The sequence below is a fragment of the Mycobacterium sp. 852002-51057_SCH5723018 genome (assembly GCF_001667035.1).
GTDB lineage: Bacteria > Actinomycetota > Actinomycetes > Mycobacteriales > Mycobacteriaceae > Mycobacterium.
The window spans coordinates 55,749-80,392 of sequence record NZ_LZIR01000041.1 but is presented as its reverse complement, the minus strand read 5'-3'; the positions used below and the strand labels follow the sequence as shown (position 1 = coordinate 80,392).

Below are 24,644 nucleotides of genomic sequence, written 5' to 3'. Positions count from 1 at the left end.
TCCTTGCAACTCATACTCTCAGTTTGAGAGAATAGTGTTCTCGCAATGCCCGCAATACGTTCGCCGAACTGGAGAAACCGTGCCTGAAGCCGTCATCGTGTCCGCCCTGCGCACCCCGATCGGCACCGCCAAGAAGGGGACCCTGCGCGACACCAGCGCGTTTGAACTCGCGCACCACGTGGTCAGCGAGGCGGCGAAGGACCTGGATGCAAGCCAGGTCGACGACGTGATCCTCGGCGAGGGCCTGTACGGGGGCGGCGTGGTCGCCCGCCACGCGGCCATCACCGCCGGTCTACCGCAGGTGCCCGGGCTGGCCAACAACCGGCACTGCGCGGCCGGCCAGGCGGCGGTGCAAAGCGCCGCGGCCAGCGTGCGCGCCGGCATGGACCAACTGGTTATCGCCGGCGGGGTGAACTCGGCTTCCACGTCGCCGCGGTCGCGGATGCAGGTGGACGGGGAATGGGTCGACTGGTTCCCGCCGACCCACCCGGACCGTCCCGACGCGCCCAACCTGGACATGTCGATCACCGTGGGCTGGAACGCCGCGGTCAAGGCGGGAGTCAGCCGCGAGGAGATGGACGCATGGGCGCTGCGGTCGCACCGCAACGCGATCGCCGCGATCGACGAGGGCCGCTTCAAGGAGGAGATCGTTCCGATCGAGACCCCGCACGGGCTGTTCGAGGTCGACGAGCATCCGCGCCGTGACACCAGCATGGAGAAGCTGGCCGCGCTCAAGCCGCTGCATCCGGAAATCGAGGGCTTCTCGATCACCGCCGGCAACGCCTGCGGCGCCAACGACGGCGCGGCCGTGCTGACCGTCGCCAGCGACACGCTCGGGCTGCCCGCCCTGGCCACGGTGCGGTCATGGGCGTCCGTCGGTGTCGACCCCGCGATCACCGGCTTGGCGCCGGTGGACGCAATCCCGAAAGCCCTTGCCCGCGCCGGTCTTTCGACGGACAACGTGGACCTCTTCGAAATCAACGAAGCGTTCGCGGCGATGTGCGTGGCCACCATCAAGCTGCTCGAGCTGGACGCCGACAAAGTCAACGTCAGCGGCAGCGGCTGCTCGCTCGGGCATCCGGTGGCGGCGACCGGGGCGCGGATGCTGGTCACGCTGGTGCACGAATTGCGCCGCCGCGGAGGCGGTATCGGCGTCGCCGCCATGTGCGCAGGTGGCGGAATGGGTTCGGCCACGGTCATCGAGGTCCCGGCCCCGTAACATATGACCATCGCCGACCTGATCGCCAGCGCACGCAACGGATCCCAGCGTGCGGCGGGTCGGCTACTCAGCCTCATCGAAAGCGAGCGCCGCGACGAGGTGCTCGCCGGCATCGAACCCTCATCGGTGCACGCCGTTCCTGTTCTAGGCATCACCGGACCGCCGGGCGCGGGCAAGTCGACGACGATCGCCGCACTGGTCGGCGCCTACCGGGAGCGCGGGTCCAGGGTGGCCGTGCTCGCCGTCGATCCGTCGTCGCCGTTCAGCGGCGGCGCGCTACTGGGCGATCGCATTCGAATGACCGCGCATATCAACGACTCCGACGTCCTGATCCGTTCGGTGGCGACCCGCGGTCACGTCGGGGGGCTGGCCGCCGCCGTTCCCGCGGCGATCCGGCTGCTCGGCGCGATCGGTTACGGCGTGGTCATGCTGGAGACCGTTGGGGTGGGGCAGTCGGAGATCGAAATTGCCGCCGTCGCCGACCCAACCATCGTCATCCTCAATCCCGGCGCGGGCGACGCGGTCCAAGCCGCCAAGGCCGGGGTCCTGGAAGTCGCCGACATTGTGGCGGTCAACAAGGCCGACCGCGAGGGTGCCGAACAAACGGTGCGGGACCTGCGCGCCGAAACCACGGCACCAATCGTCAGCCTGGTCGCCGCGCGCGGCGAGGGCGTTGCCGACCTGATGGCCGCCATCGACGACCACCACCGCACCGACAGTCGGGAACGGCGCCTGGCCCGCGCCCGAGCGCAGATCCTGTCGCTGGCCCAAACCCGGTTGCGCACCGAGCCCGATCTCGACCGGCTCGCCGAGGCCGTGGTCGACGGGCACAACGATCCCTACACCGCGGCCGAAAAGCTGCTGGCGCCAAGGCAGGCGGAGTGACAGCGTCAATCCCCCTGTGGAGCCTTGATTTATTGCCTAGCAATGTGTTCCATGAAGGCATGACGCGTTCTCCTGACGAGCTGGTAACCGAATTCTGCAAGCTGTGGGCATCGCCCGACCCGGACCAGCTCGCGGGCTACTTCACCGAAGACGCGGTCTATCACAACATTCCAATGGACCCGGTGCAGGGTCGTCAGGCGATAAGGGACTTCATCGCGGGATTCGTCGCCGCATTCGACGGGATCGACTTCAGGGTGCACCGGCAGATCAGCGATGGCACATTGGTGATGAACGAACGCACCGACGTATTGCGTCGCAAGGGCGGCGGCGAGATCCCGTTACCAGTCATGGGTGTCTTCGAGGTGCAGGACGGCCGGATTGCGGCGTGGCGCGACTACTTCGACATGGCGGCCATCACCAGCGCCTTCAGTTAGTCGTCGCGATCGCTGATGAGCAGGCGGGTATCGGGCGTCGAAGTGCTGTTGCTCAAGCAGCTCTGAGTGTCGTTGATGCCATTCTCCCGAGCGCAGATCGGCGGCTACCCGGGCTAAGCCGCCTGCAGTGGCCACGCGTGAGCGGGTCGACGTCGGTCTACAGCGGCAGGCTGGTGTGTTGATCCCAGAGGAGCAACGCCATAGACACCATTCTCCCACGCGATGGCTATTACATTGCCAACGTGGACCTTGACGCGGTGACCTTCAGCGAGCGATGGGTGTCAGCATGGAATGCCCACGACGTGGACTCTGTCCTCGAGCACTTTCACGAGGACGTGGTATTCACTTCACCGGTGGCCGCGATGCTCATGCCGGAATCGGCAGGGGTGGTGCGTGGCAAGCCGGCGCTCCGCGACTACTGGTCCAGGGCGCTGCAGCGCTTCCTTAATCTTCGTTTCGTCGTCGAAGCCGTGTACCAGGGGATCGACACGATCGTCATTGTGTACCGCAATCAAGACGATGGGCTGGTGAGCGAAGTCTTGCGGTTCACCGGCGACCTGGTGATCGAGGGGCACGGAACCTATCTCGTGCCGTAACAGGGCACTACCAGCGATCTCTACTGAAGTTCAACCGGCTTCCCGGTAGCGACCGCGTGGCCCGCGCGATAGCCGAAAACCATTGCCGGACCTATGGTTCCGCCGGCACCGCCGTAGGCCCTTCCGGTGACGCCGCCCATGGCGTTGCCCGCCGCGAAGAGGCCCGGTATCGGCTCGCCACTGACGTGCAGGACGCGGCCGTCGTGGTCGGTGCGCGGTCCGCCCTTGGTGCCCATCGCGCCGATGCGCACCGGCACCGCATAGTAGGGCGCGGTGTTGATCGGTCCGAGGGTCTTGCCGGCGAGCGTTGTCGCGCTCGGGTCGCCCCAATAGCCGTCGTATGCGCTGGAACCGCGGCCGAAGTCGGGATCGGCGCCGTTGGCCACGTGACGGTTCCATTCCTGGATGGTGCGGCTGAGGCCGTCGGCGTCGATGCCGGTCTTGGCCGCCAACTCGGCGAGGTCCGCCGACTCGCAATACCAGTCCGGCGCCGGTTGCCCCGGCTCGACACCGAGAAACCCGTACCGCTGCAGGTGAACTGAATCGAACACCATCCAGGCACGATCGTTGACGTACCCGCCGCGCGGATCGAGATACTGGAAGGCGCCGGCCATCGAGTTGTAATCGCATGCCTCGTTGACGAACCGCCGCCCGGCCGAGTTGACGATGATGCTCCTGGGTCGGGTTCGTTCCAGCCTGACGCTACGGCTGCGCGGCTTGCCGTCGATGGTGTCGCCGGGGATTTGCACGATCGGCACCCACCAGGCTTCGCCCATGTTGGCCAGCTCCGCCCCGTGGGCCATCGCCATGCGCAGGCCGTCACCGGTGTTGTTCGGCGGGGAAACCGCGCCGTGCATCGGTCCGCGCAAAAAGGCTTGCGCCAGAACGGGATCCCATTCGAAGCCGCCGGTGGCCAGGATGACGCCGCGGCGTGCGCGCACGTCCAGGCTTCGGCCTGCCAGCAGAACGCGCACACCGGCGATTTCGCCGTCCTGGCCGATGAGTTCTTCGGCCCTGGCATTCACCCGCAGTGCCACACCGGCATCCAGCACGCCCTTGAGCAGCCCCGCGACCAGGGCGGTGCCGGCAACGCACAAGTCGCCGGTTTTTTCGTCGATCGCGGCGTGCAGCCGCGCCCTCGTTTCGGCGTCGAAACCGACGTTCGACCAATCGGCGGGAAACGACGTGATGCATGTGCCCCACTCGCCGAGTTCGGTCAGATCGAAGGGGGCCGGGCTGTGCGATCGGCCTCCGGTAGGTCGGCCGCCCGGCAGCTCCGGCCGGTAGTCGGGGAAGCCCTCCGCGATCTCGAAGCGCACGCCGCTGTGGGCCTCGACGAAGTCGAGCATCGCCGCGCCGCTCCGCACGAACGTCTCGACCAGGGCGTCGTCCATCGAACCCAGGGACTGCGCGCGCAGGTATTGCAACGCATCCGCCACCGTCAATTCCCCGTCGGCAGAACGGTTGTGGGCGGGAATCCAGGCGATGCCACCAGATACCGCGGTGGTGCCGCCGACGGTCGGCGCCTTCTCGAAGACCTCCACCGAGGCGCCGGCGACCGCCGCGGCCAGCGCGGCCGTGAGCCCGGCCCCGCCGCTTCCGAGCACGACGACATCGACTTCGTGGTCCCACGACATGGGCTGCTATCCCTTCAGCTCAACAGCTCGGACAACTGCTTGGCGGCCGTGACGACCGCGTCCTTGCCGCGCATCACCACGTCTTCTCGGTGCGAGATGAGGTTGATGCACGTCGGCGGGGACGGCGCCTGGCGGTGGACGGGGACGGCTAGGCCGTAGGTGTTCGGTTCGATTTCGCCGTACGTCGTGACCCAACCGCGCTCACGAGCCTGGGCGACCAGATCTCGTTCTCCGGGGCGTGGCGGCATGCAAGCCAGCAAGGCGATCCCGGCGGCGCCGCGGTCGAGCGCGTACCGGCTGCCCTCGTGAAAAGACAGTTGGTACGCGACGTGGCTGGGCACGATCACCGCGATCGCCACCTGCTGGTCTCCCTCGGCGACCAGCAAGGACACGGTGGTGCCAAGGTCGTCGGCCAGCGCGCGCAGCGTCGGCAGGCTGAGTTGGCGCACGTTGCGGTCGAAGGACGCGCCGAGCACGGCGAGGCCCGCCCCGGGCCGGTAGCGCCCGTCCTCTCCCTTTGTCACCAACCGGAATTCGCTCAACGTCGCAAGCAACCGGTGGGCGATGGTGCGATGCACGCCGAGTCGGTGGGCGAGCTGTTGCACGGTGAGCCCGGTCGCCGAGTCGGCCACCATCTGCAGCGCGGTGAGTCCCCGCGCCAGCGTCTGCGAACCCGTCCCCGAACCCGTCACGGCCTTGACATACCACCAGGCGAGAGCCAAGCTCTATATATATCGCACATCAGTGTGCGATATTAGCACACCGGATCCAAATACGAGAGCTAGGTCGAAAACGAGAACCAGATTTCCCCGGGCCAGAGAGGAACCGTGACGGAGTTCGAGAGCATATGGAGCGATCTCCAGGGTGTCGCCTTTGAGCAGGGCTACCTCCTGGCAGGAGGGGCCGGGGGAGTGCGAACGCGCTACCTGCGTGCCGGTGATCCCGGCAAGCCGGTACTGATCCTCCTGCACGGGTCCGGCGGCCACGCCGAGGCGTACGTGCGCAACCTGGCCGCGCACGGGGAGCATTTCTGGACCTGGTCGATCGACATGCTGGGCCATGGGTACACCGACAAGCCGGGCCACCCACTGGAAGTCAGGCATTACGTCGAACACCTGATGGCCGTGCTGCGCACCATCGGTGTCAATCGAGCCTGCCTGAGCGGCGAATCGCTCGGCGGCTGGGTGGCCGCCCGTGCCGCCGTCGACCATCCGGACGTGGTGGACCGGTTGGTGCTCAACACCGCCGGCGGATCGCAGGCCGATGCCGTGGTGATGCAGCGGATCATCACGCTGTCCATGGCGGCCGCCGAGGACCCGACCTGGGAAACGGTGCGGGCGCGGATCAAATGGTTGATGGCCGACAAGTCCAGGGACTACGACGACCTGGTGGCCAGCCGCCAACGGGTATACCGCCAACCGGGATTCGTTGCCGCCATGCGCGACATCATGGCGCTGCAGGATCCCGAGATTCGGGCGCGCAACCTGCTCGGACCGGACGAGTACGGCGCGATCACCGCCCCGACGCTGGTGCTGTGGACGAGCGACGACCCGACCGCCGACGTGACGGAGGGCCGACGGATCGCGTCGATGATCCCCGCCGCGCGCTTCGAGGTGATGCCCGGCTGCGGTCACTGGCCGCAGTACGAGGACGCCAAGACATTCAATCGTCTGCATCTCGATTTCCTGCTGGGTCGGGCGACACGGTGATGGAGCCCCCGCAGCAAGACACAGCGGTCGACGTCCTGGTGGTCGGCGCGGGCCCGGTCGGATTGACGCTGGCCAACACCCTTGGGCGGCAAGGTGTCCGGACACTGGTCGTCGACGAACGCGACACGCTCATCGACTACCCGCGCGGCGTCGGGCTGGACGACGAGGCGTTGCGCACCTTCCAGTCGATCGGGCTGGTCGACCGCATCCTGCCGCACACCGTCCCCAACCAGATCCTGCGTTTCGTCGACGCCAAGCGTCGGGTGCTCGCCGAAATGGCCCCGCCCGACGCGCGTTTCGGCTGGCCCAAGCGCAATGGCTTCGTCCAGCCGCTTGTCGATGCCGAATTGCTGCGCGGGCTGGACCGATTCGACCACGTCGACGTGTGGTGGAACCGCCCCATGATCTCGTGCGCGCAGGCCGCAGAGCAGGTGACGGTCGAATGCGGCACCGGTGACGGCGTCGTCAGCGTGCGGGCGCGCTATGTGGTCGGCTGCGACGGCGGGCGCAGCATGACCCGCCGGATGATGGGTGTGTCCTTCGACGGGACGACGTCGTCGACGCGGTGGCTGGTCGTCGACATCGCCAACGACCCGCTGGGCCATCCCAACAGCGAGGTCGGCGCCGACCCGGAACGCCCGTACGCCTCCATCTCGATCGCGCACGGAATTCGCCGGTTCGAGTTCATGATTCACGCCGGCGAGACCGACGAGCAGGCGGAGGATCCCGCCTTTCTGAGGCAGATGCTGGCGCGGATGGTACCGCACCCCGACCGGGTGGACGTGATCCGGCGGCGGGTCTACACCCATCACTCGCGCATCGCGGGCGCGTTCCGCAGCGGGCGGCTGCTGCTGGCCGGGGACGCGGCGCACCTGATGCCGGTATGGCAGGGACAGGGCTACAACAGCGGTATCCGAGACGCCGCCAACCTGGGCTGGAAGCTCGCGGCGGTGGTGACCGGGCGCGCCGACGACCGGTTGTTGGACACCTATGACATCGAACGGCGCAAGCACGCCCGGGCGATGATCGACCTGTCGACCATGGTGGGCCGGGTGATCTCGCCGACGGACCGCAGGGTCGCGACGGCACGGGACCTGCTGGTGCGGTCGGCGTCAATCGTGCCCTCGCTCAAGCGATATGTGCTGGAGATGCGGTTCAAGCCGATGCCGCGCTACGAGCAGGGCGCCGTCGTCCACTCCGCCCCTCGCCGCGCCGATTCGCCGGTGGGCACCTTGTTCGTCCAGCCGCGGGTCGACACCCGAACCCAGCAGGACGTGCTGTTGGACGACGTGCTCGGCGATTGGTTCGCCGTGCTGTGCTGGAACAACAACCCGCGCAAGATCCTCGGCGACGCGGCGTTCGCCAGCTGGAAAGCCCTGGGCACCCGTTTCTTTGCGCTGCGGCCCTCGACTCAATTGCACTGGACTGGCCACGACGATCCCGATGTCGTGGTCGTCGGTGACCGCGGCGGCGGCCTCAAATCGTGGTTCGACGCCCACCAGGAATCGGTGTTGTTCGTGCGCCCCGATCGGTGCATCGCGGGCGCATGCATCGCTCAGCTCGCGCCCGAGCTGAGCGCCTCGCTGCTGGACACCCTCGCGCTCACGCCGGGAGGGGGTGACGCCAACAATGACTCTGGCTCTGTGCTGTATGTCGCACAGCCCGCTGCTGAATCTTCCCGGGCCGTCGCAGGACCTGCTTGACGACGTTGAAGGCGCCATCGCGCGCGCCCGGGAATTCGTCGAAGACTACGACCCCGAGCTCGTCGTCATCTTCTCGCCCGACCACTACAACGGGTTCTTCTACAAGGCGATGCCGCCGTTCTGTATCGGCCTGCGCGCCAACGGTGTCGGTGACTACGGCACCCACGCCGGACCGCTCGACGTCCCCGAAGACCTGGCGGCCGAGTGCGCGCAGGCCGTGCTCGGTGCCGGCGTCGACGTCGCGGTATCGGCGAGCATGGACGTCGACCACGGAACGGTTCAGCCGCTGGAAAAGCTCTTAGGAGACGCCACGGCGCGCCCGGTGATACCGATCTTCGTCAATGCAATCGCCGTGCCGCTGGGCCCAGTGCATCGCTGCCGGGCGTTGGGCGCCGCCGTCGGCACCTATCTGGCCGGCCTCGACAAACGGGTCCTCGTGGTGGGTTCCGGTGGGCTCTCGCACAGCCCGCCGGTGCCGACGCTGGCGACCGCACCTCCTGCGGTGCTGGAGCGCATCGTGGACGGCCGGCCCATGACGCCCGAACAGCGGGAGGCCCGGCAGGCGGCCGTGATCGAGGCGGCCCGGAGCTTCTCCGGCGGCGAGAGCGAACTGCAACCCCTCAACCCGGTGTGGGACCACCGATTCCTCGAGATCGTCGACGAGGGGCGGCTGTCCGAGACCGACCACTGGTCGAACTCGTTCATCGTTTACGAGGGTGGCAGTTCGGCGCACGAAATCCGAACGTGGATAGCGGCGTTCGCGGCACTGGAAACCGTGGGGTCCTACCAGACCACCGTGCGCTACTACAAGCCTGCCGCGGAGCTGATCGCCGGCTTCGCCATCCGGACGGCTTTGTCGAAATGACCGCGGCCCCTGCGACTGCGGACGGCTTCGATCACGTCGTCGACGTACTGATCGCCGGTTCCGGCGGTGGGGGAATGGCGGCCGCACTGACCGCGAACGCCTCCGGGCTGGACACCCTGGTGGTGGAGAAGTCGTCCTATTTCGGCGGTTCCACGGCACTTTCGGGTGGTGGCATCTGGGTGCCCGGCGCGCCCGCGCAACGCAGGGAGGGCTACTCCCCGGCCCCCGAAGGCGTCGTGGAGTACCTGCAGAAGATCACCGGGGGCATGGTCAGCGAGGCGCGCATCCGCCAATACGTCGAGTCGGCACCGCAGATGCTGGAGTTCCTCGAGCAGCTGTCGCGATGGTTCGAGTTCGTCTGGAAGCCCGGCTATGCCGACTACTATCCGGAGTTGCCCGGTGGCTCTGAACTCGGTAGCACCATCAACGTGCCGCCGATCGACCTGCGGACGCTGGGGCCCGATGAGCAGAAGCTGCTCAAGCCGCTGGCCCTTGCCCCCCGGGGAATCTGGTTGGGTCCCAAGGAGCTTCGGACGTTCTACCGGATCAGGCAGTCGTGGGCTGGCAAAGGCGTGCTGTTGAAGCTGATTTCGCGGATGGTCAGGGCCAGGGTGTTCGGCGAGCGGATGGCGGCGATCGGTCAGTCGCTGGTGGCCCGGCTGAGGCTGGCGATGCGCGAACGCGGCATCCCGCTGTGGCTGGACTCGCCGATGACCGAACTGATCACCGACGCCGACGGATCGGTGACCGGCGCGCTGGTGGAACGGGACGGCGAGACGCGGCGGATCGGCGTGCGCCGGGGGGTCATCCTGGCGTCCGGGGGCTTCGACCACGACCTCGCCTGGCGCAAAGAGCATCTCCCCGTGGTAGATCAGGACTGGAGTTTCGGCAATCCGGCCGCGATGGGAGACGGCATCCGAGCCGGCCAAATGGCCGGCGCCGCAACTGATCTGCTCGACGAGGCCTGGTGGTTTCCGGCCATCCAATGGCCGGACGGCCGGATGCAGTTCATGCTCAACGAACGGATGATGCCGGCGCAGTTCATCGTCAACGGCGACGGCAAGCGGTTCATCAATGAGGCGGCGCCGTACATGGACTTCGGCCACGCCATGATCGAGGGCCAGAAATCGGGGGTGACCCACATCCCATGCTGGCTCATCACCGACCACCGGTCGTGGAATCGCTACGTCATCGCCGGCCATCTGCCGATCCCGAAAATCCCCGGGGCGCCAGTGCCCACCGGACGCAAGATGCCGCGGGCCTGGCTGGACTCGGGCGTGGTCAAGGAGGCGATGGGCTTTGACGAGATGGCGGCCAAGATCGGGGTACCGGCACGCCAGCTTTGCGAAACCGCCGCCCGCTTCAACGAACTCGCCCACAAGGGCCACGACGACGACTTCAACCGCGGCGACAGCATCTACGACAACTACTACGGCGACCCCACCCTGCCCAACCCCAACCTGCACCCGCTGGGCGACCCGCCCTACTACGCCTTCCGCGTCGTGCTCGGCGACCTCGGCACATCGGGCGGGCTGCGTACCGACGAATACGCCCGGGTGCTGCGCCCGGACGACACCGTCATTCGGGGGCTGTACGCGGTGGGCAACACCGCCGCGCCCGTCATGGGACGCAGCTACGCCGGCGCCGGGGCGACCATCGGCCCGGCCATGGCGTTTGGCTTCGTCGCCGCGAAACACGTTGCGAACCAGACCCTTAATTCTCATAGGAGGTAGCAAATGAAAATCTCACTGTTCTACGAGTTCGCCCTGCCGCGCCCGTGGGTGCCGGATGACGAGCGGGTGTTGCTCCAGGAGTGTCTGGACGAGGTGGAGACCGCGGACAAGGCGGGGTTCTCCACCGTCTGGCTCACCGAGCACCACTTCCTCGAGGAATACTGCCATTCCACGGCGCCGGAAATCTTCCTGGCCGCCGCCAGCCAGCGGACCAAGAACATCCGGCTGGGGTTCGGCATCATGCACCTGCCTCCCGCGGTCAACCACCCCGCCCGGGTCGCCGAACGCATCGCCACCCTCGACCTGCTCTCCAACGGGCGCGTCGAGTTCGGCACCGGCGAGTCGTCGTCCGTCGGCGAGCTCGGCGGATTCAACATCGACCCCGCCGACAAACGCGCCCAGTGGGAAGAGGCCCTCGAGGTCGCGATCCGCTGCATGATCGAGGAACCCTTCGCCGGATTCAAGGGTGAGCACGTCCAGATGCCGGCCCGCAACGTCATCCCCAAGCCGATGCAAAAGCCGCACCCGCCGGTCTGGGTCGCCTGCACGCGCCCGGCCAGTGTGCAGATGGCAGCCCAAAAAGCCATTGGCGCTCTGAGTTTCGCCTACACCGGTCCCGGGCCGCTGACCGAGCGGGTCAACGGCTACTACAAGGAGTTCGAGGAGAACGGCGTCCCGGTCACGCCGCTGATCAACCCCAACATCCTGGCCATCGGCGGCGACCTGTCCATGATGGTCGCCAAGACCGATGAGCAGGCGTTGCAACGGCTCGGACAGGGCGGCGGTTTCTTCTCGTTCGGGATCATGCACTACTACATGACCGGTGTGCACACCCCCGGCCGCACCGGGGTGTGGAAGCGTTACCTCGAAGAGGTGGAGAAGGACCCGACGTTGGCCTACGGCCCCGGGCGCGGCGCGATCGGCTCTCCGGCCACCGTGCGCGAATTCCTGCGGGGCTACGAGGAGAGCGGCGTCGACGAGATTATCCTGCTGCTCAACCCGCGCAGCCACGAGGGCACCATGGAATCCATCGAGCTGATGGGCAAAGAGGTGCTGCCCGAGTTCATCGAACGCGACGAGAAAGCCGTCGCCGACAAAGCCGCCCGGCTAGCGCCCGTCATCGAGAAGGTCGAGGCGCGCCGGCCGGAATCGACCGCCCCGCGATTCGACGAAAACTACTCCTTCGGCGGACTTCCCACCGGCCGTGGCGGTAAGTTCACCGCCAGCGAGATCCCCGAAGCGATGGCGGAGATCAACGAGGGCCGCGTTCAGGCGGCGCAGCGCTTGAAGGAGCAGGAGCAGCAGCGCAAGTGATACCGGAAGCTGGGTGAGTCTTGGGACGCATCGACGAGCTGTGGCGCTACGACGGCCGCCGCGCGGTGGTGACCGGATGCGCGTCGGGCATCGGCGAACAGGTGGTGCGGCAGCTCACCGAGCTCGGGGCGCACGTCGTCGGACTGGATAAGCGCCGACCGCCCTTCGCGATCAACGAGTTTCACGAGGTCGACCTCGCCGATGCGGTATCGATAGATCGCGCGGCGGTGTCCATCGACGGGCCCGTCGATGCGCTGTTCAATGTCGCCGGTGTTTCTTCCGGAATCGGCAACCCGCCGCTGGTCGTCACCATCAACTTCCTGGGCCTGCGGCAGTTCACTGAGGCGCTGACCGGCAAGATGGCCGCGGGGTCCTCGATCGTCAGCGTCTCGTCGCTCGCGGCCGCGGCATACCGCGAGCATCTGCGGGCGGTGGCGCCGCTGGTGAATACCGCGACGATGCAGGATGGCATCGACTGGTGTCGCGCCCACCCCGACGCGCTGGCCGGCGGCGGCTACCAATTCTCCAAGGAAGCGGTCATCCTTTACACGATGCGCAACGCCACGCCCCTTGGTGCGCGGGGCATCCGCATCAACTGCACCGGCCCGGGAGTGACCGAGACCCCGATCCTCGATCAGCTGCGGACCGCGTATGGCCAGGGGTACCTCGACGACATACCCAAGCCGCTGGGCCGCGTTGCCACCCCCGGCGAACAGGCCGCAGTCCTGCTCTTCCTGAATAGCCCTGCCGCCAGCTACATTACGGGCCAGGTGTTGTGGGTCGACGGCGGGAACGTCGGCGCCGCGATCGCCCGTGAGCTCGAGGAAGGAGCGCCGTGGCCAGCGTAACGGACTTTCGGCGCGTCGCTCGCGACGTGTCCAACTGGGGACGGTGGGGAGCCGACGACGAGCTGGGCACGTTGAACTTCATCACCGCGGACAAGGTCGCGCAAGCCGCGAGCCTGGTCCGGCACGGCAAGGTGTTTCCGCTCGGTGTGGACTTCGGCTCGTCAGGTCCGCAGGGCGCCTTCGAGTTTCGGCACAACCCGGTGCATGTCATGACAGTGGACGGCGGTGACGTGAACACCTTGGCCAAGTACGGTCCCGAGTGGGCACGAAACCCGTTGGCTAAGCAGCTAAGTGGATACATGACTGCCGACAACCCGTTCCGCTTCAACGACGACATGATCATCATGCCGTTGCAGGCCGCCAGCCAGTGGGATGCGCTATCGCACGTCTACTACGACGACCAGCTCTACAACGGCTTTCCGGCGGATTCGGTGACCAGCATGGGGGCCTACCACTGCGGCATCGACAAGGTGGACGTCAAGGGCATCACGTCGCGCGGTGTGCTGCTCGATCTCGTTCGTCATCGCGGCGCGGAGGTCTTCCTCGAGGCCGGAAACCCGATCACACCGGAGGAACTGGACGACGTCGTTCGCGCGCAGGGGGTGACGGTCGGGCGGGGCGACATCGTGTTGATCCGGACCGGCTGGTGGACAAGGTTTCTCATCACCGGCAACAAGGCGGAAAGCTATTCGGGGCTGGACTGGCGCTGCGCCTCGTGGCTGCACGACCGCGAGATCGCGGCGGTCGCCGCCGACAACCTGCAAGTCGAAGACCTGGTATCCGGCGTCGAGGGCATCACCTTCCCCCTGCATCTGCTCTGCCTGCGCGACATGGGAATGATGTTCGGCGAGTACTGGGATCTCACAGCGCTGGCGGCCGACTGCGCCGCCGACGGCGTCTACGAATTCCAGCTTGTTGCACCACCGCTGAGTGTCGTCGGCGCTGTTGGCTCTCCGGTCAATCCGATCGCGATCAAATGATCGTGGTCCATCGCAAGACGACGTTGGTCGACGCCCTGGTGACCAGCTATCTGGAGGCTGGCCACGGCGACCCGGTGGTGCTGCTGCACGGCGGCGAGTTCGGCGCCAGCGCCGAACTCGGGTGGGAACGCAACATCGCCGCCCTCGCCGAGCGCTTCCGCGTGCTGGCTCCGGACCAGCTGGGGTTCGGGCGGTCGGCGAAGGTCATCGACTTCGTCGACGGCCGCGGGATGCGCATCCGGCACGTGGCGCGCTTCTGCGAGGTGCTCGGCGTCGCCTCGGCGCACTTCGTCGGCAACTCGATGGGCGCCATAAACCTGCTCACCGACGCCACATCGGACAAGCCGCTGCTGCCCATTCGCACCTTGGTAGCCATCTGCGGAGGCGGGGAGATCCAGAAGAGCCGGCATTTCGACGCGCTGCAGCAATACGACGCCACCCTGCCGGCGATGCGGCGCATCGTCGAGGCGCTGTTCTACGACCCCGCCTATCCGGCCGACGAGGACTACGTGCGACGCCGCTATGAGTCCAGCGTCGCACCCGGCGCCTGGGAGGCGGTGGCAGCGGCCCGATTCCGCCGTCCGGACGCGGCGCCGCCTGCCACGCCGTCCAGCACGCGAGCTTACGAGCGCATCGCGGTGCCAACGCTGGTCGTGGAGGGGGGAGACGACAAGCTGCTACCGGTCGGGTGGGCGGCCCAGATCGCGAAGCAGATCGACGGCTGCCGTGCGGCGGTGGTGGACAAGGCGGGGCACTGTCCGCAGATCGAACAGCCCGCCGCCGTCAACGAGCTGTTATTGGACTTCTTCTCAGCCGCCTGAGGTCAGAAGGTGTAGTCCAGCCGGGTCTGCATGCCGGCCTCTTGGTGGTAGGTGTTGTGGCAGTGCAGCATCCACAGGCCCGGGTTGTCGGCGACCAGCACGGCCACGATTTTCTGCTTGGGCAGCACGATGACGGTGTCCTTGCGTGCGCCGGGGCTGCCATCGGCCTTGATCAGCTGAAAGGTGTGGCCGTGCAGGTGAATCGGGTGATACATCATCGTGGGGTTGTCGAACGTGATGGTGGGACGTTCACCTTGCCGTACGTGCAACGGATCGGTCTGGCTGTAGGGCTTGCCGTTGATCATCCAGTTGTATTGGGTCATGTTGCCGCCCAAGAGAACTTCGAGGTTGAGGTCGGGCTGGGGGCGGCCCAGGTTGACCGGCGTTGTGGCGGTGAACATCTCGATGGTGCCCACCCGCTTGGTGAGTTCGGCGGGCTTGAACCCAGGGTCGGGTGCGCTGCCGGCGCCCGTCGATAGCAGGGCGCGGGCGAGGCCGTTCTTGCCTTCCGCGACCGCGACCAGCGGGAAGACGCCCTCGGCTGCGGTCACGACGACGTCGTAGCGTTCAGCCATGCCGATGAGCAGGGCGTCGACCTGCCTGGGCACCACGCGATAGCCGTCGGTATGAGTGACCGTCATCGGGTGGCCGGCCAGCGCGACGCGAAACGTGGTGTCGGAGCCGGTGTTGATGAAGCGGATCCTGATTCTCTGACCCGGTTTGGCGCTGAAGCTGGTGGGCGCCGCCGGAATTCGGCCGTTGATCAGGTAGTAGGGATAGTCGATGTCTCCGGCGTCGCCGCCAAGCAGGTCGCTTCTGCCGCCGGTGGTCCCCGACATGCCCGGCATCCCCGACATCGGTGTGGTTGAGCGTGTCGAGGTCGTTGAGGTCTTCGAAGTCGTCGTGGTCGGCGACGTCGTCGTCGGCATGTTCGACCTGCCGGGCTTGTTCGGCGCCGTCAGCTCGGCGTAGAGCTGCTGGGGACTCTTGCCGACGCCATCGGTCCAATCGTCAAGGACCACAATCCATTCGGCGTCGTAGTTGCCCTCGGTCGGATCGTCGACAATGACGGGCAGATAAAGCCCCATGTCGGCGTCCAGTCCGGTATGCGGATGGGCCCAGTAGGTGCCCGAATTCGGTACGGAGAACCGATAGGTGAAGTCTTGACCGGCCGGAACGTTCGGCGTGGCGGGCGCGGCGCCGTCCATGTCGTTGCGCAGCGCGACGCCGTGCCAATGCACCGATGTCGCATGGTCCAACCGGTTGGAGACGGTGACCACGAGCTCGTCGCCGATCTTGGCCCGGATCAGCGGTCCCGGGATGGCGTTGCCATAGGCGAACGTGCGGGCGACCGGTCCGCCCAGGTCGACTTGCGCCGGCTGCGCCGCCAGGCTGGCGGTCACGGTGCGCCCGCTGTGCGGCCGGGCCGCCTCGGCGGCGGCGATGGCGGCGGCCATCTGGGCGGCGGTGTCCGATCCCTGGGACTTGGATTGGCCGCAGCCCGCCAACGCCAACCCGCCCGCGAGTCCGGCGGCCATGAAGCCGCGCCTGGTCAGCCGCGTCGGGTCTGAGAGAACCCAGCTTGTGGGTCGCACCGGCATTCAGCGCTCCTCGTGACGGGTCGATTCACCCCGGCGCCTTCTACCGTGCTCTGGTGTCAGCCGGATCACAAGTACTCGACCGCCAACGATGTCCCGGCCGCGTTGCGACCGCTCAGTGCGCGGAACTCGGCATCTGGGCGGCCAGCCAATCGCTGAAGCGGGTGGGGTAGATCGTCGGGTCCTCGCTGTCGAGGGGAACGATGGTGTGCTCGTCCAGCGTGGTACCGAAATAGCGGGCCGTAGGGTCTCCCGCTACCTGGCGAGGATCGTTGGATGCGGCCAGCGCGGTCCGGATGAAGTCGTCCATGCCGCGCTTTTCGGGGCCGGCGATATTGGTGATGCCATTGCTCGGATCACTGATCGTTGCGCCACTGACGGCCGTGGCGACGTCCTTGGCGGCGATGGGCTGGAACGCCCCCACCGGCAGGCGAACCGTGTCGCCCTCGGTTGCCGAATCGGCGATCGCGTTGACGAATTCGAAGAACTGGGTGGCCCGCACGATCGAATAAGGCACCGCCGCTGCCTCGATCAGCTTTTCCTGGGCAACCTTGGCCCGCATGTATCCACTGTCGGTGGCGCGGTCGGCTCCCACAATGGAGAGCGCCACATGGTGCTGCACACCGGCGGCCCGCTCCGCGTCGAGGAGGTTTCTCGTCGAGGCGGTGAAGAAGTCCATTACGGGGTCGTCGTCGAAGGACGGCGAGTTGGCCACGTCCACCACGGTGTGCACGCCCGCGACTGCCTCGGCGAGACCCTCGCCGGTGACACTGTTGACCCCCGAGCGCGGCGACGCCGACACCGCCTCGTGTCCCAGCTGGGTCAGATTGGCGATGACCTGCGAGCCGATGAGCCCCGTGCCGCCGACGACCAGAATCTTCATAATCAAGCCTTCCCGAGATAGCCGATGAACTGGCCACGCCAGCATCCCACCGATGCTCGAAGCCACCGAAGGCGACAGTAGGCGGCAGCAAGCGCTAGCAAGCGATCGGGGAGCAATTGAGTGTGAACTCAGGGCTTTGAGTGTGAGGCAGCGGTGGAGTTCAGCGGCGTGTCGTCGCCCGGGATTCACACGACATCGAGGAAGCGCCCACGCAAAGGGTTAAATCAACTGCTTGACTTAACACCGGCGGCGCCGATTAACTCGTCGTGTGGTCAACGAACTGGCGGGCAAGGTTGCCATCGTCACCGGCGGTGCTTCCGGCATCGGCCGCGGCACCGTGGAGAAATTTGTGGCCGAGGGCGCGCGGGTCGTCATTGCCGACATCGAAACCGACAAGGGCGACGAGCTGGCGGCGGCGCTGGGACCCGACGCTTTCTTTCAGCGGACGGACGTCTCCGACCCCGAAGAGGTCCGGGCGCTGGTGGCCGCGGCGGTGGACAAATTTGGCGGCCTGGACGTGATGGTGAACAACGCCGGTGTTTCGAGCAAGATGCATCGTCGGTTCCTCGACGACGACCTGGCCGACTTCCACCGCGTGATGGCGGTCAACGTACTGGGCGTGATGGCGGGTACCCGAGACGCCGCTCGACACATGGCCGCTCACGGCGGCGGATCGATCATCAATGTCAGCTCGATTGGCGGAATCCAGGCCGGCGGAGGCGTGATGACTTACCGGGCGTCCAAAGCGGCGGTCATCCAGTTCACCAAATGCGCGGCAATTGAGTTGGCCCACTACGAGATTCGCGTCAACGTGATTGCGCCAGGCAACATCCCGACGCCCTTGGTCTCGAAGTCTGCGCTGAACATGGAGCCGGACGAGATCGAGCGGTTCGAGGCGTCGATTCGCGAAACGATGCGCGAGGACCGGCCGCTGAAGCGCGAGGGCACGCCCGAGGACATCGCCGAGGCGGCCCTGTATTTCGCCACCGACCGGTCCCGGTACGTCACGGGGACCGTGCTGCCGGTGGACGGCGGGTCGTCCGCCGGCAAGCCGATCCGGTCCAAGAAGCGCGAGGGCTGACGTTAGGCGGGCCGCTTCGCTGCCGGCGCGCTAAACGTTGCGCCGGTCCACCCGCAGCTGGTGCGGTTCGCTGACCTGATCGTCAATGCCGAAGCTGATGATGCGCTGCGGCGTGATCCGGATGATCGCCGTGTCGAGCTCGTCGCCCGCGGCGCCCCGCGACGGTGGCGCCTCGGCTTGCTGGGCGATGCCGCGTATCTCAAGGCAACGAACCCGCCAGGGGTCGCGCGAGGGGATGTCGTCGACGACGAAGGCAACCTTGTTGTGGTGCGCAATGTTGCGGTACTTCTGGCTCTTCGACATGCGGTAGCCAGTGATGTCGATGGTGCCCAGTGACTCGTTGTAGGTGAATCCCACCGGGCTGTTCTGCGGCGTGCCGTCGTGCCGGATGGTCGCCAACCGACCCAGGTCTGCCTGGCGCAGGAATTCAATTTCGTGCGATTTGAAGGTCATGCCGGCAGGCTAAAACTTCAAGTTCTGTTGAAGTCAACACATCAGGCTCGATCGTGCCTCGCCTGCGGCCCCACCCGTAGTCACCACGGTGGTGCACCACCGGGCATCCCTAGATTAAATCAAGCGCTTGACTTAAAGTCTCCGGCCCGGTTGACTGGTGCCCATGACCGTGGCAGGCAGGATGGTTCGCACCGAGCGGGCCAGCTCCACCCAGGAGGCGATCCTGGCGGCGGCCGAGCGGCTATATGCCGAGCACGGCATGTTCGCGGTGTCGAACCGCCAGGTCAGCGAGGCCGCCGGGCAGGGCAACAATGCCGCGGTGGGTTACCACTTCGGCACCAAGGCCGACCTGGTCCGTGCCATCGAGCACAAACACCGCGGCCCCGTCGAGCAGCTTCGCGAAGAAATGGTCGCCGAGCTGCTGGACGCCGGGGGCTCAGCGGGCATGCGTGACTGGGTGGCCTGCCTGGTGCGGCCCCTGACCGACCACCTGGCGGATCTCGGCTGTGATGGGTCACCCACCTGGTACGCGCGCTTCGCGGCGCAGGCGATGACCGATCCGGCCTACTACAACATCATCGTCAAGGGTGCGCTCAGCTCGCCGTCGCTGGTTCAGGTGGTCGACGGCATCAACAGCTGCCTGCCCGACCTCCCGGCCGAGGTGCGTTTCGAACGCAACATCATGGCCCGCAACCTGCTGATGCACACCTGCGCCGACCGGGAACGCGCGCTGGCGGCGGGTTCGTCCATGCACCAAACCTCTTGGCGCGCTGCGGCGTCCGGGCTCATCGACGCCATCGTGGGCCTGTGGCTGGCGCCCGTGACGCCGTACGAGTGAAGGGCCGCAGATGAAAGTGACTGTCGACCAAGACATTTGCGCTTCCTCGGGGAACTGCGTGATGAACGCGCCCGAGGTATTCGACCAGCGCGACGACGACGGCGTCGTCGTTTTGCTCAATCCCCATCCCTCGGAAGCGCAGGCCGAGGGAGCCCGCCGGGCGGCCACCGCGTGCCCCGCACTGGCCATTCACATCGAGGAATGAAATGTCGGACACACTGACGAGCACTACCACCGAGGCCGAGATCCCGGAGTATCCGATGGGCAGGCGGGCGAGCTGCCCATTCGCCCCGCCGCCGGACGTCATGGCCCTCGCCGAAGCCAAGCCGGTCACCCGAGTCCGGATTTGGGACGGCAGCACACCATGGCTGATCACCGGCTACGACCAAGTACGGGAACTGTTTTCGGATTCCCGGGTCAGCGTCGACGACCGGGCGCCGGGGTTTCCGCACTGGAACGCGGGCATGTTGTCCACGGTGCACAAGCGCCCCCGATCGGTCTTCACCGCCGACGGCGAAGAGCACACTCGATTCCGTCGAATGCTGTCGAAGCCCTTCACCTTCAAGCGGGTGGAAGGGCTGCGCCCGACGATCCAACAGATCACCGACGACCACATCGACGCGATGCTGGCCGGACCGCAGCCCGCCGACGTCGTCACCGCGCTGGCCCTGCCGGTCCCGTCGCTGGTGATCAGCCAGCTGCTCGGCGTGCCCTACGAAGACGCGGACATGTTCCAGCACCACGCCAACGTCGGGCTCGCACGGTACGCGACCGGTGAGGACACCGTCAAAGGCGCGATGAGCCTCAACAAGTACCTCGCCCAACTGGTCGAGGCGAAGATGGAAAACCCCGCCTCGGATTCTGCGCCAGACGCTGTGTCCGACCTGGCGGAGCGGGTCAAGGCCGGCGAGCTCAGCGTCAGAGAGGCCGCTCAGTTGGGCACCGGATTGCTGATCGCCGGGCACGAGACCACCTCGAACATGATCGGGCTCGGTGTGCTTGCGCTGCTGGACAATCCGGATCAGCTGGCTGTCATCCGTGATGCCGAGGATCCCAAGATCGTCGCGAACGCGGTCGAGGAGCTGTTGCGCTATCTCAGCATCATCCAGAACGGCCAGCGGCGCGTGGCGCTCGAAGACATCGCCATCGCGGGGGAAGTCATTCGGGCCGGCGAAGGCATCATCATCGACCTGGCACCGGCGAACTGGGACCAGCGAGTCTTCACCGAGCCGGAACGGCTATACCTGCACCGGTCGGGGGCGGACCGAAACGTCGCCTTCGGCTACGGCAGGCACCAATGCGTCGGTCAGCAGCTCGCCCGCGCGGAACTGCAGATCATCTACCGCACGTTGTTCCGCCGCATTCCCACGCTGGCGCTGGCCGTCCCGATCGACGACATCCCGTTCAAGCATGACCGGCTCGCCTACGGCGTCTACGAACTGCCGGTGACCTGGTAATCCGAGCTGGCTAGGCTCAAAAAAATGGATCCGAATGGAGGGTCAACGATGACGACTCAAACCAGCACCGTTTCGCTCTATCCGCCGGGAGGCTTTGGCGCACCGAAGGACCGCCGCGGGCACGCCAGCGGCAGCGACGTGGGGCTGCCAGAAGGGACCGTGGTTTTCTCCGCGGACAACCACATCTCCTTGGCCGCCGACATTTTCTACGAACGCTTCCCGGATGATCTGAAGGACAAGGCGCCGCGGATCTGGTACGAGGATGGCGCCTACCAGGTCGGGCGCAAGGGCCAGTCCTTCCTGCCGGGCGACTTCAGCGCGGTGCTGATGCAGTACGACGACCTGCCCGGGGCCGCCAGCACCAACATCGAGGCCCGCATCCAGGAGCTGCACGACGACGGCGTCGACAAGGAACTGGCATTCCCCAACGCGGTGCTGGCCCTGTTCCACTACCCGGACAAGAAACTTCGCGAACTGGCGTTCCGCATCTACAACGAGTACATCGCGGAACTCCAGGAACGCTCGAGCGGCCACTTCTACGGTGCCGGTCTGATCAACTGGTGGGATCCGCAGGGCACCCGGCGGACGCTGGACGAGCTGAAGTCCTTGGGGCTCAAGACGTTCCTGATGCCGCTGAATCCCGGCAAGGATGAGGAGGGCAACCCGATCGACTACTCGAGCACTTCCATGAGCGCCGTCTGGGGCGAGATCGAGGCGTCCGGCCTGCCGGTCGCCCACCACATCGGAGAAACCCCGCCGAAGAGCCCGTGTGAGTTCAACAGCGTCGTCGTCGGAATGATGATCAACATTGATGGATTCCGGGAAACGTTCTCCAAGTACATCTTTGGCGGCATCCTCGACCGGCACCCGGGACTGCGGATCGGTTGGTTCGAGGGCGGCATCGCGTGGGTTCCTTGGGCGCTGCAAGACGCCGAGCACCTGGTGGCCTCCTATCAGCACATGTTCAACCGGCCGCTGGAGCACGATGTGCGCTACTACTGGGACACCCACATGAGCGCGTCGTTCATGGTCGACCCGCTGGGACTGCAGCTGATCGACAAGATCGGGGTGGACAAGGTGATGTGGTCCAGCGACTACCCGCACAACGAAAGCACCTACGGCTATTCGGAGAAATCGCTGGCCGCCGTGGTCGACGCCGTCGGGCCGGAGAACGCCGCGCGGATCGTCAGCGGCAACGTGACGAAATTCTTGGGCCTGGAGTGACGACGATCGCCCAAGCGGGCACCGGCAGCGGCGGTGCCGGTCAGGGCCTGGTGATTCCCGAAACGCCCGACGTGGCCCGGATGCGTCGCGAGACCGGGGCCCGGCTGCGCTCTGCGATGGCCGAACGTGGCGTCGACGCGATGATCCTGCTGGGCAACAACGCGGTGGTCTATGCCACCGGCACCAGTTGGCCGCTGGGCGACGCCGGGCTGTCTTACGTCGAGCGGCCGGTAGCCGTGGTGGTCGCCGACGACGAGTGGCCGCACCTGTTCCTGCCGTTCCGCGAGGGCGCCGCGCAGGAGTCCGACCTGCCCGCCGATCACCTGCACGGGCCGGTGTATCTCGAATTCGACGAGGGTGTTGAGAACTTCGCGCATCAGGTGGCCGGCCTGATTCCGGCCGGCGCGGTGATCGCGGTCGACGAATGCACGGGGGCGATGTCGCGCGCGGCGAAGCTGCTGTTCGGCGACGGCGCCCCGGCCGACGCCGCCGCGATCGTGAGCGCCGCCAAGTCGGTCAAGACCCCGGACGAGCTGTCGTGCATGCGCACCGCCATCCGCATCACCGACGAGGCGATGGTCGACGTCCACAAAGCCCTGGCCCCCGGCATCCGCCAGATCGACCTCTCCGCAGGCTTTTTGCGGCGGGCGTTCGAACTGGGCGCCACGGCCAGCATGCTGGAACCGATCTGGCAGGTGATGCCGCCGACCAAGGCCGAAGGAGTGTGGACCACGCACGGCGACCTGGCGCTGCCGCTGTTGTCCACCGAACGCGAGCTTGTCGAAGGCGACGTGCTGTGGACCGACGTCAGCATCACCTACCGTGGCTACTGCTCGGACTTCGGGCGCACCTGGATCGTCGGCCGCGACCCGTCGCCGCGCCAGCGGGCGCAGTTCGACAAATGGCTCGAGATCATGACCGCGGTGCTCGACGTGGCCCGGGCCGGCGCCACGGCCGCCGACCTCGGACGGGCCGCGACCAAAGCCAACGGCGGAAGCCGGCCCTGGCTCCCGCACTTCTACCTCGGCCATGGCATCGGCGTCAACGCCGCCGAAATGCCCATGATCGGAACCGATCTCGGCGACGAGTTCGACGAGAACTTCGTGCTGCGACAGGGCATGGTGCTGGTCTTGGAACCGGTGGTGTGGGAGGACGGCACCGGCGGCTACCGCAGCGAAGAGGTTTTGGTGATCACCGACGACGGCTGGATCAAATTGACCGACTACCCCTATGACCCCTATGGCAACTGAAGTCCTGCCCGACGACCGGGCGCTGCGCCTGGGGCGCCGGCAACGGGCGCTGGAGCAGATGGCCGCGCACGACCTCGACGTCGTGGTGCTCGGGCGCCAGGCCAACGTCCGTTACGTCTCCGGGACGCCGCAGCTGTGGGTCGCCGGGACCCGCCCGTTCGGCCCCACCTGCGTCCTGGTGCGCGAGACCGGTGCCGTCCATCTGCTCAGCACCTGGGACGAGGGCGTTCCCGACGACATCCCCCACGAAAACCTGTACGGCATCTCATGGAACCCGATGAACACGATCGCGGCGCTGCAGCGCATCGACGGAGCGGCCACCGCGCGCCGCGTCGGAACCGACGCTCTGTCACCGGCTTTCGCCAAGCTGCTGCCCACCGCGTTCCCCAACGCGAAGCTGGTCGACGGGGAACTCGCGATGCGCGCCGCCCGGCGGATCAAGACGGCCGAAGAGGTCGATTCCCTGCGGCAGGCGATCGCGGTGGCCGAATCCGCCTTGGCCGCCGCGGTGTCCGAGCTGCGCCCCGGGGTAAGCGAACAACTGCTGGCCGGTGCGCTGGTGGAGGCTCTGGCCGCCGGCGGGGTCAGCACACCGTCGAATCAGGATGTGGCCTGGGTGACTTCTCGGGACCACCCGTGGCGGCGCGTCGACGGCGACGGGCGGGTGAAAGACGGTGACCTGGTGGCCTTTAGCGCCGGGGTGCTGGCCGGTGGCTACATCGGTGAGGTGGGGCGGACCTGGCCCGCGGGCGCGGCCAGCGGCGCCGCCCGCCCCTACCGGCGCTGGAACCACCTGTGGGCCAGGCTCTTAGCCGCGTGCCAGCCGGGCGCCGGGGCTGACGGGCTGCTGGCTGCTTACCCGGCCGCGGGGGAGCCGGCGCCGCCGATGCCGGTGGCGCGGGGGCTGGGCATGGGCTTCGACCCGCCCGTCGTCTCCCAACACCTACCGCACTGCGCGGCCGACGAACGGCTGGAGCCCGGAATGGTGTTGGCCGTCACCGGCTACGTCTGGGAACCGGGAGTGGGAGCGGTCTTCGGGCGCGAAGCGGTGCTGATCACCGCAGACGGCCCAGAGGTGCTGACCTCGAGCCCGTCATGGCAGGCATAGTGCGGGAT

General features: G+C 66.9%; 24 protein-coding genes. 19 read left to right on the top strand and 5 right to left on the bottom strand.

All coding sequences use genetic code 11. The annotated features are described in order from the left end of the window. Positions 1–79 precede the first annotated feature (79 nt). The 4 genes from A5764_RS10285 to A5764_RS10270 all read left to right on the top strand — a co-directional run bounded on the left by A5764_RS10285 (position 80) and on the right by A5764_RS10270 (position 3,134). The gene (locus A5764_RS10285) at positions 80–1,219 is read left to right on the top strand and encodes a thiolase family protein (protein ID WP_067112575.1); all 1,140 of its coding nucleotides are present in this window, start codon (positions 80–82) and stop codon (positions 1,217–1,219) included. A gap of 3 nt (positions 1,220–1,222) precedes the next feature. Next, positions 1,223–2,104 carry a methylmalonyl Co-A mutase-associated GTPase MeaB gene (meaB, locus tag A5764_RS10280; protein WP_067112572.1) on the top strand — a complete coding sequence of 294 codons (882 nt, stop codon included), beginning with the start codon at positions 1,223–1,225 and terminating at the stop codon, positions 2,102–2,104. Positions 2,105–2,163: 59 nt separating this feature from the next. Continuing rightward, the gene (locus tag A5764_RS10275) at positions 2,164–2,538 is read left to right on the top strand and encodes a limonene-1,2-epoxide hydrolase family protein (RefSeq protein ID WP_067112570.1); all 375 of its coding nucleotides are present in this window, start codon (positions 2,164–2,166) and stop codon (positions 2,536–2,538) included. A 242-nt stretch (positions 2,539–2,780) separates the two neighbouring features. Continuing rightward, positions 2,781–3,134 carry a nuclear transport factor 2 family protein gene (locus tag A5764_RS10270; RefSeq protein WP_082951629.1) on the top strand — a complete coding sequence of 118 codons (354 nt, stop codon included), beginning with the start codon at positions 2,781–2,783 and terminating at the stop codon, positions 3,132–3,134. A gap of 20 nt (positions 3,135–3,154) precedes the next feature. On the opposite strand, the gene A5764_RS10265 is transcribed toward A5764_RS10270, so the two are convergent. Then, entirely contained in the window at positions 3,155–4,771 is a 1,617-nt protein-coding gene (locus A5764_RS10265) for an FAD-dependent oxidoreductase (protein WP_067112565.1), read from the bottom strand. Between the two features lie 14 nt (positions 4,772–4,785). Further along, positions 4,786–5,463, bottom strand: a complete 678-nt coding sequence (locus tag A5764_RS10260) for an IclR family transcriptional regulator (protein WP_067112601.1) — start codon at positions 5,461–5,463, stop codon at positions 4,786–4,788. Positions 5,464–5,598: 135 nt separating this feature from the next. Between A5764_RS10260 and A5764_RS10255 the strand changes: the two genes are divergently transcribed. From A5764_RS10255 to A5764_RS10220, 8 genes are read left to right on the top strand one after another with little or no spacing between them, the layout of a single operon-like run. Beyond that, positions 5,599–6,480, top strand: coding sequence for an alpha/beta fold hydrolase (locus tag A5764_RS10255; RefSeq protein ID WP_067112562.1), 882 nt, complete (start codon positions 5,599–5,601; stop codon positions 6,478–6,480). Beyond that, positions 6,480–8,183: a bifunctional 3-(3-hydroxy-phenyl)propionate/3-hydroxycinnamic acid hydroxylase gene (locus tag A5764_RS10250; RefSeq protein ID WP_067112559.1), complete on the top strand. Its 1,704-nt coding sequence runs from the start codon at positions 6,480–6,482 to the stop codon at positions 8,181–8,183. The genes A5764_RS10255 and A5764_RS10250 overlap by 1 nt, the downstream gene beginning before the upstream one ends. Then, on the top strand, positions 8,131–9,048 hold the full coding sequence (locus A5764_RS10245; protein WP_067112556.1) for a 3-carboxyethylcatechol 2,3-dioxygenase: 918 nt from the start codon (positions 8,131–8,133) through the stop codon (positions 9,046–9,048). The genes A5764_RS10250 and A5764_RS10245 overlap by 53 nt, the downstream gene beginning before the upstream one ends. After that, the gene (locus tag A5764_RS10240) at positions 9,045–10,781 is read left to right on the top strand and encodes an FAD-binding protein (protein ID WP_067112554.1); all 1,737 of its coding nucleotides are present in this window, start codon (positions 9,045–9,047) and stop codon (positions 10,779–10,781) included. Before A5764_RS10245 ends, A5764_RS10240 begins: the two co-directional genes overlap by 4 nt. A 3-nt stretch (positions 10,782–10,784) precedes the next feature. After that, positions 10,785–12,095: an LLM class flavin-dependent oxidoreductase gene (locus A5764_RS10235; RefSeq protein WP_067112551.1), complete on the top strand. Its 1,311-nt coding sequence runs from the start codon at positions 10,785–10,787 to the stop codon at positions 12,093–12,095. A gap of 20 nt (positions 12,096–12,115) precedes the next feature. Then, complete coding sequence (locus tag A5764_RS10230; protein WP_067112549.1) at positions 12,116–12,943, top strand: coniferyl-alcohol dehydrogenase; 828 nt, start codon at positions 12,116–12,118, stop codon at positions 12,941–12,943. After that, the gene (locus A5764_RS10225) at positions 12,931–13,923 is read left to right on the top strand and encodes a cyclase family protein (protein ID WP_067112547.1); all 993 of its coding nucleotides are present in this window, start codon (positions 12,931–12,933) and stop codon (positions 13,921–13,923) included. The genes A5764_RS10230 and A5764_RS10225 overlap by 13 nt, the downstream gene beginning before the upstream one ends. After that, positions 13,923–14,744 carry an alpha/beta fold hydrolase gene (locus A5764_RS10220; protein WP_067112598.1) on the top strand — a complete coding sequence of 274 codons (822 nt, stop codon included), beginning with the start codon at positions 13,923–13,925 and terminating at the stop codon, positions 14,742–14,744. The genes A5764_RS10225 and A5764_RS10220 overlap by 1 nt, the downstream gene beginning before the upstream one ends. 2 nt (positions 14,745–14,746) lie before the next feature. Here the strand turns inward: A5764_RS10220 and A5764_RS10215 are convergent, their stop codons facing one another. After that, positions 14,747–16,345 carry a multicopper oxidase family protein gene (locus A5764_RS10215; protein ID WP_067112544.1) on the bottom strand — a complete coding sequence of 533 codons (1,599 nt, stop codon included), beginning with the start codon at positions 16,343–16,345 and terminating at the stop codon, positions 14,747–14,749. 112 nt (positions 16,346–16,457) lie between these two features. Then, positions 16,458–17,225: an SDR family oxidoreductase gene (locus A5764_RS10210; RefSeq protein WP_067112539.1), complete on the bottom strand. Its 768-nt coding sequence runs from the start codon at positions 17,223–17,225 to the stop codon at positions 16,458–16,460. A 268-nt stretch (positions 17,226–17,493) separates the two neighbouring features. On the opposite strand from A5764_RS10210, the gene A5764_RS10205 reads away from it, so the two are divergent. Continuing rightward, positions 17,494–18,306, top strand: a complete 813-nt coding sequence (locus A5764_RS10205) for an SDR family NAD(P)-dependent oxidoreductase (protein ID WP_067112536.1) — start codon at positions 17,494–17,496, stop codon at positions 18,304–18,306. 30 nt (positions 18,307–18,336) lie between these two features. On the opposite strand, the gene A5764_RS10200 is transcribed toward A5764_RS10205, so the two are convergent. Further along, positions 18,337–18,759, bottom strand: a complete 423-nt coding sequence (locus tag A5764_RS10200; protein WP_067112533.1) for a PPOX class F420-dependent oxidoreductase — start codon at positions 18,757–18,759, stop codon at positions 18,337–18,339. 163 nt (positions 18,760–18,922) lie between these two features. Here A5764_RS10200 and A5764_RS10195 point away from each other — a divergent pair, with 163 nt between their 5' ends. The 6 genes from A5764_RS10195 to A5764_RS10170 all read left to right on the top strand — a co-directional run bounded on the left by A5764_RS10195 (position 18,923) and on the right by A5764_RS10170 (position 24,636). Further along, entirely contained in the window at positions 18,923–19,597 is a 675-nt protein-coding gene (locus A5764_RS10195) for a TetR family transcriptional regulator (protein WP_067112530.1), read from the top strand. 10 nt (positions 19,598–19,607) lie between these two features. Then, the gene (locus A5764_RS10190; protein WP_067112527.1) at positions 19,608–19,802 is read left to right on the top strand and encodes a ferredoxin; all 195 of its coding nucleotides are present in this window, start codon (positions 19,608–19,610) and stop codon (positions 19,800–19,802) included. 1 nt (position 19,803) lies between these two features. Then, positions 19,804–21,054 (top strand): cytochrome P450, encoded by a 1,251-nt coding sequence (locus A5764_RS10185; protein WP_067112524.1) that lies wholly within the window; start codon positions 19,804–19,806, stop codon positions 21,052–21,054. Between the two features lie 159 nt (positions 21,055–21,213). Continuing rightward, positions 21,214–22,278, top strand: coding sequence for an amidohydrolase family protein (locus tag A5764_RS10180; RefSeq protein WP_197501288.1), 1,065 nt, complete (start codon positions 21,214–21,216; stop codon positions 22,276–22,278). A gap of 80 nt (positions 22,279–22,358) precedes the next feature. Further along, positions 22,359–23,528, top strand: coding sequence for a Xaa-Pro peptidase family protein (locus A5764_RS10175; RefSeq protein WP_156664603.1), 1,170 nt, complete (start codon positions 22,359–22,361; stop codon positions 23,526–23,528). Further along, a complete protein-coding gene (locus A5764_RS10170) occupies positions 23,518–24,636 on the top strand; it encodes a Xaa-Pro peptidase family protein (protein WP_067112515.1) in 1,119 nt (372 codons plus the stop codon). The genes A5764_RS10175 and A5764_RS10170 overlap by 11 nt, the downstream gene beginning before the upstream one ends. Positions 24,637–24,644: the final 8 nt, after the last annotated feature.